The following is a 13,479-nucleotide window of genomic DNA, read 5'->3' on the forward strand; positions in this document are numbered from 1 at the left end:
GCCCCAACGACTCGAAAATCGTTAGGGCCTGCATAACTCACGGCGCTGAAACCTTAGCGCATTTGAAAGTACTCTTTATGAAAGTGTCGTGTTGAGCACCCCTGTGCCTGCATCCCTTTTTGTAAGGCATCGGCAAAACCTTGCGGACCACAAAACCAGACATGAGCAGCTGTAGACTGCTGTTGCAAGGCTTGCTCGGCACAGAGATGACCGTGTTCATCACTGTAATGCACATTCAGCGTTACATTCGGTACTGCCGCTGCCAAACGCTGTAGTTGCTCAGCAAATACTGCTTCTTCAGCATTTTTCACACAATAATATAAGGTCGCTTTTGGTGCACGCTCAGGGTGTGCTTGTAAGGATTCAAGCCAAGCAATAAAAGGGGTGACACCAATTCCTGCGCCAATCCACACCTGCTCACCACTCTCGCGCATATCAAAGCAGCCGTACGGACCTTCAACACGTACCGCGCGACCCACCTCTAACTCAGTCTGCAAACGCGTGGTGTAATCACCTAAGGCTTTAATCGCAAAGCTGACTTGACCATCGCCATGATCGGCACTGCTTACGGTGAATGGGTGCGCGCCTTCAAAGCGATCAAAAGTTAAAAAAGCAAACTGCCCAGGCTTATGCGACCACTGTTTTGGTAACTGACAGGTCACTTCCAGCACGCCACCCGTGTGTTGTTTAACACTGAGCACCTGGCCTTGGTAACGACGGGTCCGACCGATGCCGCCACTCAGCGCGATAAATGCACAATAAACACCCACCACTGTTGCAACCGCCAATAATAATCCAGCCGGTTCTGTCCACCAGCCCGCAGGCGCCAAGACCACACCGTGAAAAGCAATCAGCACATAGATCACCGCTAAGGCTTTATGCGCATAGCGCCAAAGATGGTAAGGAAAACGTTGCCATAAGGTGATGATCAGCATAATGCCCAGAATCCACACCGACCATTCGCCGATATCTTTAGCGGCATCGCGAAACACTTCTAGAAAGTTTTCGACACGCGGCAATTTCGCCTCACGCTCAAAAAACACCTTGAGTAAACTTTTCGATAATTTCAATAAGTAGTGACTGACTCCAAGCGAAATCGCCCAGATACCCGCCCACTTGTGCAGGCGATACATTTTGTCCAGCCCACCCAGTGGCTTTTCCAACCAACGCGGGCGTACAGCCAACACCATAATCAGCGACATCAAAATAAAAGAGCCAAAACCAGTCAAATAAATCAACTGCTTACGCCACCACCACACATCCATTGCCGGGTTATGCCCGTAAACGGTTAATCCCCAAGTTGCCAAGACCAATACGGCCACGCCATACATGATTTTTTTCATTACCATCGCCTCTAAACATCCTATCCCGAAGCTTAACGCTTACGTCTTAATTGAACCTTAACCCAGACACTGGACAATTCTTGGCTACACTGAATGAGCACTCATAATCAAGCAAGGATGCTCAGTATGTTTAGCTATAGATTACCTGCCCTGCTCTTCATCAGCACGTTTGTGCTCACACCTTTAGCCACCGCTAACTGCCCGTCATGGACGCCTGCCCAAGCTCAGCAAGAAATCAGCACCTTGCGTCAGCGCATCGCCGTTTGGGATCGCAGCTATCACCGTGATGCAACCTCGATGGTCGCCGATGAACTGTATGACCAAGCGCAGCAACAACTGCAGATATGGCAAGGCTGTTTTACCGATGCCGATGCCGACCCCGCACCAACAGCGGCAACAGCGCTCCAATCCGCACGCGGTAGCCTTGCTTTACCCTATAGCCAAATGGGCTTAAGCAAGCTCAGCGAAACCGCACTAAAGCAATGGATGCAGCAGCACGACGATCTGTGGGTGCAGCCTAAAGTAGATGGTGTGGCGGTCACCCTGCTTTACGAGAACGGGCAGCTGACGCAGATGCTCAGTCGTGGCGACGGCTTAACTGGACAAAACTGGTTGATGCATGCTCAGGCGATTGCCGCGATCCCTCAACACTTACAGACACAACAGGCCACGCTGACCTTACAGGGCGATCTCTATTTGCAGCAGCCCCAGCACATTCAAGCGCGCACAGGTGGCAGCAATGCCCGTTCACAAGTGGCCGGTTTATTAAACCGCCAACAGCTCAGCGCCAGCGAAGGGCAAACAATTGGCTTATTCGTATGGGAATGGCCCGACGGCCCACCAACAATGTCTGAACGTTTAACGGAGCTGCAGCGCTTGGGCTTTGTCGATAGCCATACCTACAGCCGGCCCCTGCAAGATTTTGCCGAAGCCAAGCACTGGCGCAATCATTGGTACAATTCGGCATTGCCGTTTGCCAGCGACGGTGTCGTGATTAAGCAAAGTCAGCGCACGATTAATTATCCACGTAGCCCTTATCCACCGGTTTGGGCAGTCGCTTTAAAATATCCATTACAACAAGCACTGACCTCAGTGACCCATGTCACTTTTAATATTGGCCGCAGTGGCCGCATTACCCCGATAGCGCACCTTAAAGCGGTACGCTTAGATGATAAAACCATTCGCAAAGTCAGCTTAGGTTCGCTCACCAAGCTTAAAAAGCTAGCACTGAATACAGGCGATCATGTTGCTATCGCTTTATCTGGGCATGCTATCCCCCAGCTTAAAGAAGTGGTCTGGCGCAGCCCGCAGCAGCAGAGTATTAAGCTACCGTCAGCAGAAAACTATCATGCGCTCAGCTGCTGGCAAGCCAGTCCCGACTGTCAGCAACAGTTTCTCGCCCGTCTGACCTGGTTGAGCGATAAGAAAACTTTAAATATGCACGGGATCGGTGCGCAAACATGGCAAGCGCTACTGGATGCTAAATACATCAGCCAGCTGACCGATTGGTTAGTACTTAGCGCTGAAGACTTAGCCAGCCTGCCCAGTTTTGCGAAAAAACGCAGTTTGCAAACTGCCCAGGCCTTTACCCAGGCCAAAAGCCAGTCTTTTGCTCGCTGGTTAAAAGCACTAGGAGCACCGCCAGCCGTCACTCCAAAAGCCACTGATAACTGGCAGATACTCAGCGCACTAACAGAGCAGGAATGGCAGCAACAACGCCATTTAAGTCGTAACTATGCCCAGCATGCTCGCGCCTTTTTTCAACATCCAGAGGTACAGGCGGTGGCTGTAAATTTACAGAAACATGGCATTAGTGGTTTCTAGTATCAGCGCATCACACTAACGTGGCTCGTAATCGTGAGTCAGCTAAACGAAAATATCCTCCAAAAGGCGTATTGCTGCAGTCTCTACTAATGCTCATCATACGAGCGTTTAATTAAGCTCGATCTCATAGAGCTGGTTCAATTGCGCCTTTGCGCCCCTCATAAAAATAAGAAACATTTGGCCAGGACAGTCTATGCATTGTGTTACTGCGCAGTAACTCTTTGCGCCTGTCTTTTTGTCTGACGCATCTATTAAAAGAGCAATAAAATGGCAAATGATGATTCTCAAAGTTACCGCGCTCTACATCGACCTCGTACTGAGTTTGCTTCCCGTCAAGCCTACTTAGAACACGAACTCACTATTATGTCGCCACGGCGCTGGCGCATGAATTTACCCTTTCGTGATTACCGTTTTGAAGCGGAAGACTGGGTACCGGCTATGGCGGCAACCATTGGCAAAATTGTCATGGTGGCCGCAATCGTTGCTGCATTTGCTGGCCCTCTCGGCCTGTCTAATGCATTTGTTATTGAAAATGCCCGTTATGAAATGTTGATTGCGGCGCTTTTATTCGTAGTGCTGTTCTCCGGTTTTCTTATTCCTACTGCCAACTTGGCAGGTACCCACGGTCCATTAATCCCTCTTGTACCCATTATTGTTGCCTCTGGCGGCCATCCGATGGCGCTGGGGATTATGATCGGCATTTTGGGTTTTATCCTCGGTGTATTTAAAGGCGGAAGCCTACTGGCGAGGTTAACCAGTGACGGTGTTTGCGGTGGGTTATTGCTATTTTTAGGCTTTATTGGCATGACGTCGCAAATCAAAAACCTGTATGCCTGGGCAGACGGTTTTGATATGGGCTATATCGCGTTTACCGTGGTGCTGGCCACTATTATTATGTATGCCTATTTAGAACATATTGGTAAGCGTTGGCTGGCGATTCCCTTGGGTGCGGTGCTCGCGGCAGTGATTGCCTTTGCTCTGGGCGCTCCTTTTGAGTTTTCCACAGAACCAGGCCTACCTAATCTTAACCCCGCGTACTGGTGGGGCGCTGAAACCGGCTGGAAACTCGGTCTGCCTGAGTTGCACCATTTTATTGCCGTAGCACCTTTTGCGGTACTGGCGATTGCCATGTGGTCACCCGACTTCTTAGGTCACCGTGCTTTTCAGCATCTTAATTATCCAAAAAATGCTAAGAAAGTGATCATGAATATTGACGACACGATGTGCGTGGCAGCAGCACGTCAAGTGGTTGGTACTGCTTTAGGTGGCGGTAATATCGCCTCATCATGGGGCACTTATATTGTCCCAGCAGCGATTGCTAAACGTCCGATTCCAGCCGGTGCGGTCTTGACCGGTTTGCTCTGTGTGGTTGCGGCAGTGTGGGGTTACCCAATGGACTTGGCGATTTGGCCGCCAGTGCTAAGTGTCGCCTTGATTGTCGGTGTTTATTTACCGTTGTTAGAAGCCGGTATGCAAATGACTCGTGAAGGTAAAACTTCGCAATCGGCAGCGATTGTGATTTTCTCTTCTGCGCTCGTCAATCCAGTGTTTGGCTGGTCGTTAACGGTACTGTTAGACAACATTGGTATCATTGGTGACAAAGAACGAGGACAGAAAATGACCCGTACTGACCGTTGGATTATTCCATCGATCGTGTTTATTCTGCTCTGTACTGTGATGGCTGGAATCGGCATGTTCCCAGGTATTCCGGCGCTCTTAGACTCATTCCGCCAGTTGCATTAAGCCTGCTAGCAACACTTGACCGGTCACCCATTGCGGTGTGCCCGGTCAGTCATAATAGACTCAATTAATACGCACGAAACTCTTTATGACACGACTCGCACGCATCCTCAACCGCTTGCACACGCAACGCCAGTACACTTTCATTCAAAGGTGGCTGTGTGGTGCTAGCAACTAAGCGCGCGGTGGTTCCTTCCAATGCTCGAGCCAGCTCTTGAAAACGCTCTTGTTGCTGCCAAACATCATCACGTGCCGAGGTTTTATCATCGTCTTTGACGCTTGGAAAATGCTGCCAAGGTTGCTTCGCTAACGTATCCAACTCGACTGCTTTTTCAATAAATAACGCTTCATCATACTTAATACGACCGCGTAACATACCGCCCAAGTCTTCGCTGACATTCAGCATTTCTTTGAAAATCGCCGTACGTTTGCCCAGCGGAGAATTGGGATCAACGCCACCGCAAGCAGCCAGACTCATTATTATTACTAGCAATCCACTACGCTTTAGCACATATCCACCTGTTTTAATTAGCCAAAAATAATTTATCAAATCGCCATCTGAATACTGACAGAGGCGCCAGTATCTGCGCTTAGCAACAACAATCCAAGTATAGGCTGTCAGGCCGCTGACAAAATCGCAAACTTGCCTCATCTGATCCGGTGTTTATTTTAAAATCTGCTGCTGTTACTCACGACCCTTTCACTTGATGATACGCACCTGCTACTCATCTATAGGGAGCTTCCCATGGGTCAACGTATTCCAGCACGACAGATCAACCCCAAACCAACAAAGAAACTGCCATCATCATTTGAAAAAACCATCATCACTCGCAGCTATCAGGGTCTTTTTCGAAACCTTCGTCTGTACAGTACAGCATTACTCTTGGCCTTATTTTTTATCACTGTGTGGCTCAACTGGGATGGTCGACAAGCCGTACTCTGGGATGTCGCGCATGGTCAATTCTACATTTTCGGTGCAACTTTTTGGCCGCAAGACTTAATTCTGCTGTCCGCGCTACTGATTATTTGTGCGTTTGGATTGTTTTTTCTGACGGTGCTCGCTGGCCGAATCTGGTGTGGTTACAGCTGTCCACAAAGCGTTTGGACCTGGATTTTTTTACGTATCGAACACATCACTGAGGGCGAGCGTCATCAGCGGATTAAGCTCGATGCCGCGCCTTGGTCATTGGTAAAAATCTTACGCAGAACCGCTAAGCACAGCCTTTGGCTTATCGTCAGTGCTGTCACTGCACTGACCTTTGTCGGTTATTTCACTCCGATCCGCGCGATGAGCCTCGATCTACTCAACTTCAGCGTAGGTGGATTAAGCCTATTTTGGCTGGCCTTATTCACCGCCGCCACTTACCTCAATGCCGGTTGGCTACGTGAACAGGTCTGTTTACATATGTGCCCGTATTCACGCTTTCAAAGCGTGATGTTTGATGACAGTACTTTATTAGTCTCTTATGACGCCCAACGCGGAGAAAAAAGAGGCTCACGCAAGAAAACCAGCGACGCCCAATCACTCGATCTAGGTGACTGCATCGACTGCACGCTGTGTGTGCAAGTCTGCCCAACCGGCATTGATATTCGTGATGGCTTACAGCTGGCCTGCATCAGCTGTGGAGCCTGTGTCGATGTATGTAACGATGTCATGACGCAAATGGGCTATGCACCGAACCTGATCAGTTACACATCAGAACGCGCGCTCGCAGGTCAACAAACACAATGGTTGCGCCCGCGCCTAATCGGTTATGCCGCCACGTTATTATTGATGTTTGCTGGGATCTATTGGGGCTTAGAGAACCGCGCATTAGTCGCCCTAGATGTCAGTAAAGATCGTCTGATGTTTCGCGAGAACAATGACGGACAGATTGAAAACATTTATCTGTTAAAAATCATCAACAAAACGCAACACCCGCAAGATTACCGTATCGACATGCAAGCACCGAAAAATCTACGCCTCAGCGCCCCCAAACAGGTACAGTTAGGCGCCGGAGAAATCGCCACAGTAGCCATTACTGTCAGCCAGTTAGAAGAGGCTTCTACGGCGTTAACACCGCTGATCTTTACTGTCTCAGACACGGCTAACCCGAGTATTTTCAGCAGCAGTGCCAGTAATTTCACAGCACCACTTGCGCGTTAATCGGGGGGGGGCCGTTGCAGCCATGGAGACACTGCTATGAAGCGCTATGAAAAACTGGCAGTAGAAATTGCGCAATTAATTCACACCGGCATTCTGGCTCCGGGAGAAAAAGCCCCTTCGGTGCGACAAGCCAGTCGCACCTATGGCATCAGCCCCTCCACAGTGTTTCAAGCCTATTATTTACTGGAAAGTCGCGGTTTACTGCGCGCCAAAGAACGCTCCGGCTACTTTGTACGTGACAACGGCATGCCACGTTTAGACGAACCACAACTGAGTCAGCAACAAATAGAAAGCCACGAGGTGGGTGTCAGTGAGTTGATTTTTTCGGTGCTGGATTCCTTGCGTGACGCAAGTACCGTGCCCTTTGGTTCGGCGTTCCCAAGCCCAGAACTGTTTCCACTGGCACGTCTCACGCGCAGTTTATCGAGAAGCATGAAAGCCATGCCCGCGCATGCCATTATCAGCGACATGACCGATGGCAATCCTAATTTACGGCGGCAAATTGCCTTGCGTTACAGCCGTAACGGAATGTTTTTACCGCCCAATGAATTAATCATCACCAACGGCGCTTTAGAAGCACTAAGCCTCTGCTTGCAATGCACGACCCAACCTGGCGATTTAGTTGCGATTGAAGCTCCGGCATTTTATGCATGCCTACAAATGCTTGAGCGCTTACAACTCAAAGCCGTAGAAATACCGGTGCACCCACGCGAAGGTATTGACCTAGGCAGTTTGCAGATTGCCTTGGAGAGTTTGCCGATTAAAGTCTGCTGGCTGATGAGTAGCTTACAAAACCCTCTTGGCGCAAGCATGCATGACGAGAAAAAACAGGCGCTGTACGAACTGCTGCGCACCCATCAAGTGCCGCTAATCGAAGACGATGTGTATGCCGAACTGTATTTTAGCGCGGCGCCACCCCGCTCGATAAAAAGCTATGACCGCTGTGGTTTGGTGATGCATTGCAGTTCATTTTCAAAATGCTTAGCACCCGGTTATCGCGTTGGCTGGGTCGCCGCAGGGCGTTTCGCAGAACAGATTAAGCGCTTACGCTTAATGACCACTATTTCACCGGCCATCCCATCACAAGCAGCCCTCGCAGACTACTTACAATACGGTGGATATGACTTGCATTTACGCCGTCTACGGCATGCCTTAGAAAATCAGCAAGCCTCGATGTTAGACGCTGCCGAGCGTTATTTCCCCATAGGAACACGCGTCACACGACCGCTAGGTGGTTACTTTCTATGGTTTGAGCTGCCAGACTCTATCGACTCGCTGATGCTTTTTCAGCAAGCATTACACGCGGGTATCAGTCTAGCGCCAGGGCCAATTTTCTCTGCCACGCAGCGCTTTAAAAACTGTATTCGCTTAAGCTACGGCTATCCTTGGGATGAGCGCAGCGAACAGGCAATGCAACAGCTCGGGCAGCTGATGCAAAAGATCACCGGTGCCTAAGCCGAGACTACAAATAAGCTGATAATTAAGCCGAGCCCCACAAACCAGACCAACGAGCGCAACAGTGCCCAATCAGCAATATAGCACCAAGTATACAGCACTCGACTGAACACAAAAGCGATGGCCAACTGGTCGATAAGCCCTTGTTCGGCAACCGCAGCCAGATGCGCAATAATCACTGCTGCGGCGAATCCTGGGGTGATTTCAAAGCCGTTTTTCTGGGCATTGTTAGCACGCTTAGCCGCACCTTGTGCGGTTGCTAAAAACTCTCGTGGATCATGATTGTGCTTGGGTTTAAAGCCGCCCGCACCTGATTTTGCAAACACAGTTGCTACATAGGGCAGAAGAAGAGCAATTAACACGCACCAATACGCAGTTGTCATAACTACTCCGAAAACAATTATTTTTATAGATTCAACCGCTACCTTAATACAAATATGTGCCAGAGACTTAATTCTTCAGCGCTTACCCCTTGGGCAATTGGCAAAGCCTCGCTATAATCAGCCGCGCATTACGGCTCAGCCGTGACCGCCAACAGATTCGAGGGGCGCTGCAGCAGGATTCTCCTGTCAGGCTCGAAAAAGTTGCCTTCCAGTTGTCTAGACAACTGCATATTTGCAAACGGCGCCCATTCGCTAATTACGAATGGAGAACTCATTTTATGAGCGCTGTTGCTGGTTTTACTGATTATAAAGTTGCTGATATGTCACTGGCCGATTGGGGCCGTCGTGAAATCATTATTGCTGAATCTGAAATGCCTGCCCTAATGGGTATGCGCAGCAAGTATGCGGCTGAGCAGCCCCTCAAAGGTGCGAAAATTCTCGGCTGTATCCACATGACGATTCAAACCGCTGTGTTGATTGAAACCCTGACTGAACTGGGTGCAGAAGTGCGCTGGTCCAGCTGTAATATTTTCTCAACTCAAGACCAAGCCGCTGCTGCAATTGCTGCCGCCGGTATTTCAGTATTCGCTTGGAAAGGCGAAACTGAAGAAGAATACGAGTGGTGCATCGAGCAAACCATCCTTAAAGATGGCAAAGCTTGGGATGCCAATATGATTTTGGATGATGGCGGCGACCTCACCCAAATCCTGCACGAACGTTTCCCGCAGATTCTCGACAACGTCCACGGTGTCACTGAAGAAACCACGACAGGTGTGCACCGTCTGCTCGATATGCTGAAAAAAGGCACATTGAAAGTACCTGCGATCAACGTCAACGACTCAGTCACAAAAAGCAAAAACGATAACAAATACGGCTGCCGTCACAGCCTCAACGATGCGATCAAACGCGGTACCGACAATCTGTTGTCTGGTAAGCAAGCATTAGTTGTTGGTTACGGTGATGTGGGTAAAGGTTCTGCACAATCACTCAACCAAGAAGGCATGATTGTTAAAATCTCAGAAGTTGACCCAATCTGCGCCATGCAAGCCTGCATGGATGGTTTTGAGCTAGTGTCGCCTTACATTGATGGTAACAATGACGGTACTGACGCCAGCATCGATAAAGCTTTACTGGGCAAAATCGATTTAATCGTCACCACTACTGGTAACGCTAATGTCTGCGATGCAGGCATGCTTAAAGCCCTTAAAAAGCGCGCAGTAGTGTGCAACATTGGTCACTTTGACAATGAAATTGATACCGCATTTATGCGCAAAAACTGGGCGTGGGAAGAAGTTAAACCACAGGTGCATAAAATTCACCGCAGCGGTGCTGGCGAATTTGATCCACGCAATGACGACTACCTGATTCTGTTATCAGAAGGCCGTTTAGTGAACCTGGGTAATGCCACTGGTCACCCAAGCCGCATTATGGATGGCTCATTTGCTAACCAAGTTTTGGCACAAATGCACTTATTTGAACGTAAATTTGCTCAACTAAATGCTGAACAAAAAGCAGCGGCGTTAACCGTTGAAGTATTGCCGAAAAAACTCGATGAAGAAGTCGCCCTAGAAATGGTGAAAGGTTTTGGCGGCGTCATTACCCGTCTCACCGATGTGCAAGCTGACTACATTGGCGTTGCGGTTGACGGCCCTTATAAGCCTGAAACCTACCGCTACTAAGTTGCCAAAAAGAGGGTGGCAGTGCTGCCCTCTTTTGCATTTCGGCGGCCCAAACACTTTGATATTTAGAGACCTGTTCTATGAGCAATCAACCTCGTATTAGTTTTGAGTTTTTCCCCACAAAAACCGATACTGGCCATGAAAAGTTGCTAACAACAGCGGCAAAACTGGCTACTTACAACCCTGAGTTTTTCTCTTGCACCTATGGTGCCGGTGGCTCAACTCGCGATCGCACTTTGAATACCGTTTTACAATTAGACGGCGAAATTAAAGTACCCACTGCACCGCACTTATCCTGTGTGGGTGACAGCAAAGACGATTTACGCGAATTACTGCATCTGTATAAAGATGCCGGCATCAAGCGCATTGTTGCTCTGCGTGGCGACCTACCGTCAGGTATGGGTATGGCCAACGGTGAACTGCGCTACGCCAATGAACTGGTCGAGTTCATTCGTCACGAGACCGGCGATCATTTTTATATTGAAGTGGCAGCCTATCCTGAGATGCACCCACAAGCGCGCGATTTTGAAGTTGATCTGCAAAATTTCGCTCGAAAAGTACATGCTGGATCAGACAGTGCAATCACCCAATATTTCTTTAATGCCGATTGTTACTTCTATTTTGTTGAGCGAGCGCGTAAACTGGGTATTGATATCCCAATAGTGCCTGGCATTATGCCAATTACCAATTACAGTAAATTGGCACGTTTTTCTGATTCTTGTGGTGCTGAGCTGCCTCGCTGGATACGCAAACAACTGGAAGCGTACGGCGATGATACGGCTAGCATTCAAGCCTTTGGTGCAGAAGTTATTACAAACATGTGCGAGCGTCTATTAGACGGTGGCGCACCTGGTTTGCACTTCTACACACTAAATCAAGCTGAACCGAGTTTAGCCGTTTGGGATAATCTCAAGCTTAACCGCTGAAACAAGGCCTAAGTGCCACTATAGCAATATACCTCCATCCAGTTTAATGCCCAGCGCAGGACATAATTCGTGGATGGGGTGCATAGTATTATCTATGCACTCGTATGGAGCATTTATAATTTTGCGCCCCAAAGTCGGCGGGTCGCCGACACACAGGAAGACTGCATGTCCTTTTCCTCCCTAGGTCTATCTCAGGCCCTGGTTAACGCCGTTGAAGCTGCCGGCTATACAACTCCATCGCCTGTGCAATTATTGGCGATTCCTCCGGCTTTGCAAGGCCGCGACCTGATGGTTGCTGCACAAACCGGTACCGGTAAAACCGGTGGTTTTGCGCTACCCATTTTAGAAATTCTGTTCCCTAACGGTAAGCCTGACCGCGAGCAGCGCCACCGTCCGCGCCAGCCGCGAGTACTGGTGTTAACTCCTACACGAGAGTTGGCCGCACAAGTGCACGACAGTTTTAGACTGTATGCTCGTGACTTACCTTTTGTTAGCGCCTGTATTTTTGGTGGCGTTGGCATGAACCCGCAAGTCAACGCGGTCGCCAAAGGTCTTGATGTCTTAGTCGCTTGCCCAGGTCGTTTACTGGATTTAGTTAACCAAGGCAAAATCGATTTAAGTGGCGTCGAGATTTTAGTTCTGGATGAAGCCGACCGTATGCTGGATATGGGCTTTATTCATGACGTGAAAAAAGTGTTGGCAAAATTGCCGAGCAAGCGCCAAAACTTGCTGTTCTCTGCGACCTTCTCGCAAGACATCACCAACTTAGCGGGCCGCTTACTACACAACCCTGAGCGCATTGAAGTCACGCCACCGAACACCACGGTTGAGCGCATTGAACAACGTGTGTTCCGTATTCAAGCGTCACTTAAGCGCGCACTGTTAGCGCACTTAATTACTATGGGTGCATGGGAGCAGGTGTTGGTTTTCACCCGCACCAAGCACGGTGCTAACCGCTTAGCGGAATACCTCGACAAGAATGGTCTAGCCTCTGCTGCGATTCATGGCAATAAAAGCCAGAATGCGCGCACTAAAGCCTTAGCCGACTTTAAAGCAGGCAGCGTACGTATCTTAGTCGCGACTGATATTGCTGCGCGTGGTCTAGATATCGACCAATTACCACACGTGGTGAACTTTGAACTGCCGAACGTTGAAGAAGACTATGTACACCGTATTGGTCGTACTGGTCGTGCCGGCCGTGCTGGTGAAGCCGTTTCTTTGGTGGCGCCTGATGAAGAGCGCTTGCTGAAAAGCATTGAGCGTATGACGCGTCAAAATATCGAAGAAGGCGACACCTTAGGTTTTGATCCAAGCAGTATTGAAATTGAAAAACCAGAAGCACGTGCACCTCGTCCAGTTCGTGGTAGTGGCCGCAGTAATACCCCGCGTGCGGCAACTGCAGACAAACCTAGAGGCAAACGCCCTGATGCGCGTCCGGCTGAACGTAGCGAAGGCAGCAGCACCGCCGCTAAGCCCGCACCACGTGCACGCAACTCTCGCAACACCCGTAATGAGCGTCCAGCGACTGCTAGCGCTAGCACAACACCCGCGCCATCAACGAATCGTGACCCTGAAGTGTTCCTTGATGATGCGATTGATAACTTCGGTAATAGTGTTGATTATGTCAGCCCTTATCAAAATAAAGGCCGTGGTCGTCGTCCCAATAGCAATGCGCCTGCTGCTGCCGGTGCACAAGCTCGTACAGCCCGCCCTGCGGCACGTACCGAGCGTAGCGCGAGTCCTGCCGCAGCCGATAAACGTCGACCTGCAGCAAAAAACCCGCGTAATAATCCACGTCGCGAAGACACGCGCTATGTCAGCAGCGAACCTGCTGTACGCGAAGCTCGCAGCGCACCACAACCTTTGATTATTCGTAAAGGTGAGCGTTTGCCAAGTCTTGAGCAACTGGAACAACTGGAGTCACGTTCACGCAAGGAAAAACCTGCGTTACTGACTTCGCATACAGATTAAGCCCTGACAAGC

General features: G+C 49.6%; 10 protein-coding genes and 1 riboswitch. Of the genes, 7 read left to right on the forward strand and 3 right to left on the reverse strand.

Annotated elements, in window-relative coordinates; translation table 11 throughout:
• Window positions 1-53: 53 nt before the first annotated feature.
• On the reverse strand, window positions 54-1,343 hold the full coding sequence (locus JYJ62_RS09320) for a ferric reductase-like transmembrane domain-containing protein (RefSeq protein ID WP_205341937.1): 1,290 nt from the start codon (window positions 1,341-1,343) through the stop codon (window positions 54-56).
• A 126-nt stretch (window positions 1,344-1,469) separates the two neighbouring features.
• Here JYJ62_RS09320 and ligB point away from each other — a divergent pair, with 126 nt between their 5' ends.
• On the forward strand, window positions 1,470-3,167 hold the full coding sequence (ligB, locus tag JYJ62_RS09325; protein WP_205341938.1) for an NAD-dependent DNA ligase LigB: 1,698 nt from the start codon (window positions 1,470-1,472) through the stop codon (window positions 3,165-3,167).
• Between the two features lie 267 nt (window positions 3,168-3,434).
• A complete protein-coding gene (locus tag JYJ62_RS09330) occupies window positions 3,435-4,910 on the forward strand; it encodes a DUF3360 family protein (RefSeq protein ID WP_205341939.1) in 1,476 nt (491 codons plus the stop codon).
• Between the two features lie 64 nt (window positions 4,911-4,974).
• On the opposite strand, the gene JYJ62_RS09335 is transcribed toward JYJ62_RS09330, so the two are convergent.
• Window positions 4,975-5,385, reverse strand: coding sequence for a c-type cytochrome (locus JYJ62_RS09335; RefSeq protein WP_205341940.1), 411 nt, complete (start codon window positions 5,383-5,385; stop codon window positions 4,975-4,977).
• A 267-nt stretch (window positions 5,386-5,652) separates the two neighbouring features.
• On the opposite strand from JYJ62_RS09335, the gene ccoG reads away from it, so the two are divergent.
• Entirely contained in the window at window positions 5,653-7,053 is a 1,401-nt protein-coding gene (gene ccoG / locus JYJ62_RS09340; protein ID WP_205341941.1) for a cytochrome c oxidase accessory protein CcoG, read from the forward strand.
• Between the two features lie 36 nt (window positions 7,054-7,089).
• A complete protein-coding gene (locus JYJ62_RS09345; RefSeq protein ID WP_205341942.1) occupies window positions 7,090-8,508 on the forward strand; it encodes a PLP-dependent aminotransferase family protein in 1,419 nt (472 codons plus the stop codon).
• Here JYJ62_RS09345 and JYJ62_RS09350 read toward each other — a convergent pair.
• Window positions 8,505-8,891 (reverse strand): MAPEG family protein, encoded by a 387-nt coding sequence (locus tag JYJ62_RS09350; RefSeq protein WP_205341943.1) that lies wholly within the window; start codon window positions 8,889-8,891, stop codon window positions 8,505-8,507. The two genes, JYJ62_RS09345 and JYJ62_RS09350, sit on opposite strands and share 4 nt — an antisense overlap.
• A 153-nt stretch (window positions 8,892-9,044) precedes the next feature.
• Window positions 9,045-9,145, forward strand: a riboswitch (S-adenosyl-L-homocysteine riboswitch).
• A 24-nt stretch (window positions 9,146-9,169) separates the two neighbouring features.
• On the opposite strand from JYJ62_RS09350, the gene ahcY reads away from it, so the two are divergent.
• The 3 genes from ahcY (at window position 9,170) to JYJ62_RS09365 (ending at window position 13,467) form a co-directional block, all read left to right on the forward strand.
• Window positions 9,170-10,570, forward strand: a complete 1,401-nt coding sequence (ahcY, locus tag JYJ62_RS09355; protein WP_205341944.1) for an adenosylhomocysteinase — start codon at window positions 9,170-9,172, stop codon at window positions 10,568-10,570.
• A gap of 80 nt (window positions 10,571-10,650) precedes the next feature.
• Window positions 10,651-11,496, forward strand: coding sequence for a methylenetetrahydrofolate reductase [NAD(P)H] (gene metF, locus JYJ62_RS09360; RefSeq protein WP_205341945.1), 846 nt, complete (start codon window positions 10,651-10,653; stop codon window positions 11,494-11,496).
• A gap of 165 nt (window positions 11,497-11,661) precedes the next feature.
• Window positions 11,662-13,467: a DEAD/DEAH box helicase gene (locus JYJ62_RS09365; protein WP_205341946.1), complete on the forward strand. Its 1,806-nt coding sequence runs from the start codon at window positions 11,662-11,664 to the stop codon at window positions 13,465-13,467.
• Window positions 13,468-13,479 lie beyond the last annotated feature (12 nt).

Origin of the sequence: Denitrificimonas caeni (genome assembly GCF_905120345.1) — a bacterium.
GTDB classification, from domain to species: Bacteria; Pseudomonadota; Gammaproteobacteria; order Pseudomonadales; family Pseudomonadaceae; genus Denitrificimonas; species Denitrificimonas caeni_A.

Coding starts and splice junctions, on each gene's coding strand:
- ahcY (WP_205341944.1), top strand. CDS start 9,170: ATGAGCGCTGTTGCTGGTTTTACTGATTATAAAGTTGCTGATATGTCA.
- JYJ62_RS09335 (WP_205341940.1), bottom strand. CDS start 5,385: ATGAGTCTGGCTGCTTGCGGTGGCGTTGATCCCAATTCTCCGCTGGGC.
- JYJ62_RS09320 (WP_205341937.1), bottom strand. CDS start 1,343: ATGAAAAAAATCATGTATGGCGTGGCCGTATTGGTCTTGGCAACTTGG.
- JYJ62_RS09350 (WP_205341943.1), bottom strand. CDS start 8,891: ATGACAACTGCGTATTGGTGCGTGTTAATTGCTCTTCTTCTGCCCTAT.
- JYJ62_RS09365 (WP_205341946.1), top strand. CDS start 11,662: ATGTCCTTTTCCTCCCTAGGTCTATCTCAGGCCCTGGTTAACGCCGTT.
- ccoG (WP_205341941.1), top strand. CDS start 5,653: ATGGGTCAACGTATTCCAGCACGACAGATCAACCCCAAACCAACAAAG.
- ligB (WP_205341938.1), top strand. CDS start 1,470: ATGTTTAGCTATAGATTACCTGCCCTGCTCTTCATCAGCACGTTTGTG.
- JYJ62_RS09345 (WP_205341942.1), top strand. CDS start 7,090: ATGAAGCGCTATGAAAAACTGGCAGTAGAAATTGCGCAATTAATTCAC.
- metF (WP_205341945.1), top strand. CDS start 10,651: ATGAGCAATCAACCTCGTATTAGTTTTGAGTTTTTCCCCACAAAAACC.
- JYJ62_RS09330 (WP_205341939.1), top strand. CDS start 3,435: ATGGCAAATGATGATTCTCAAAGTTACCGCGCTCTACATCGACCTCGT.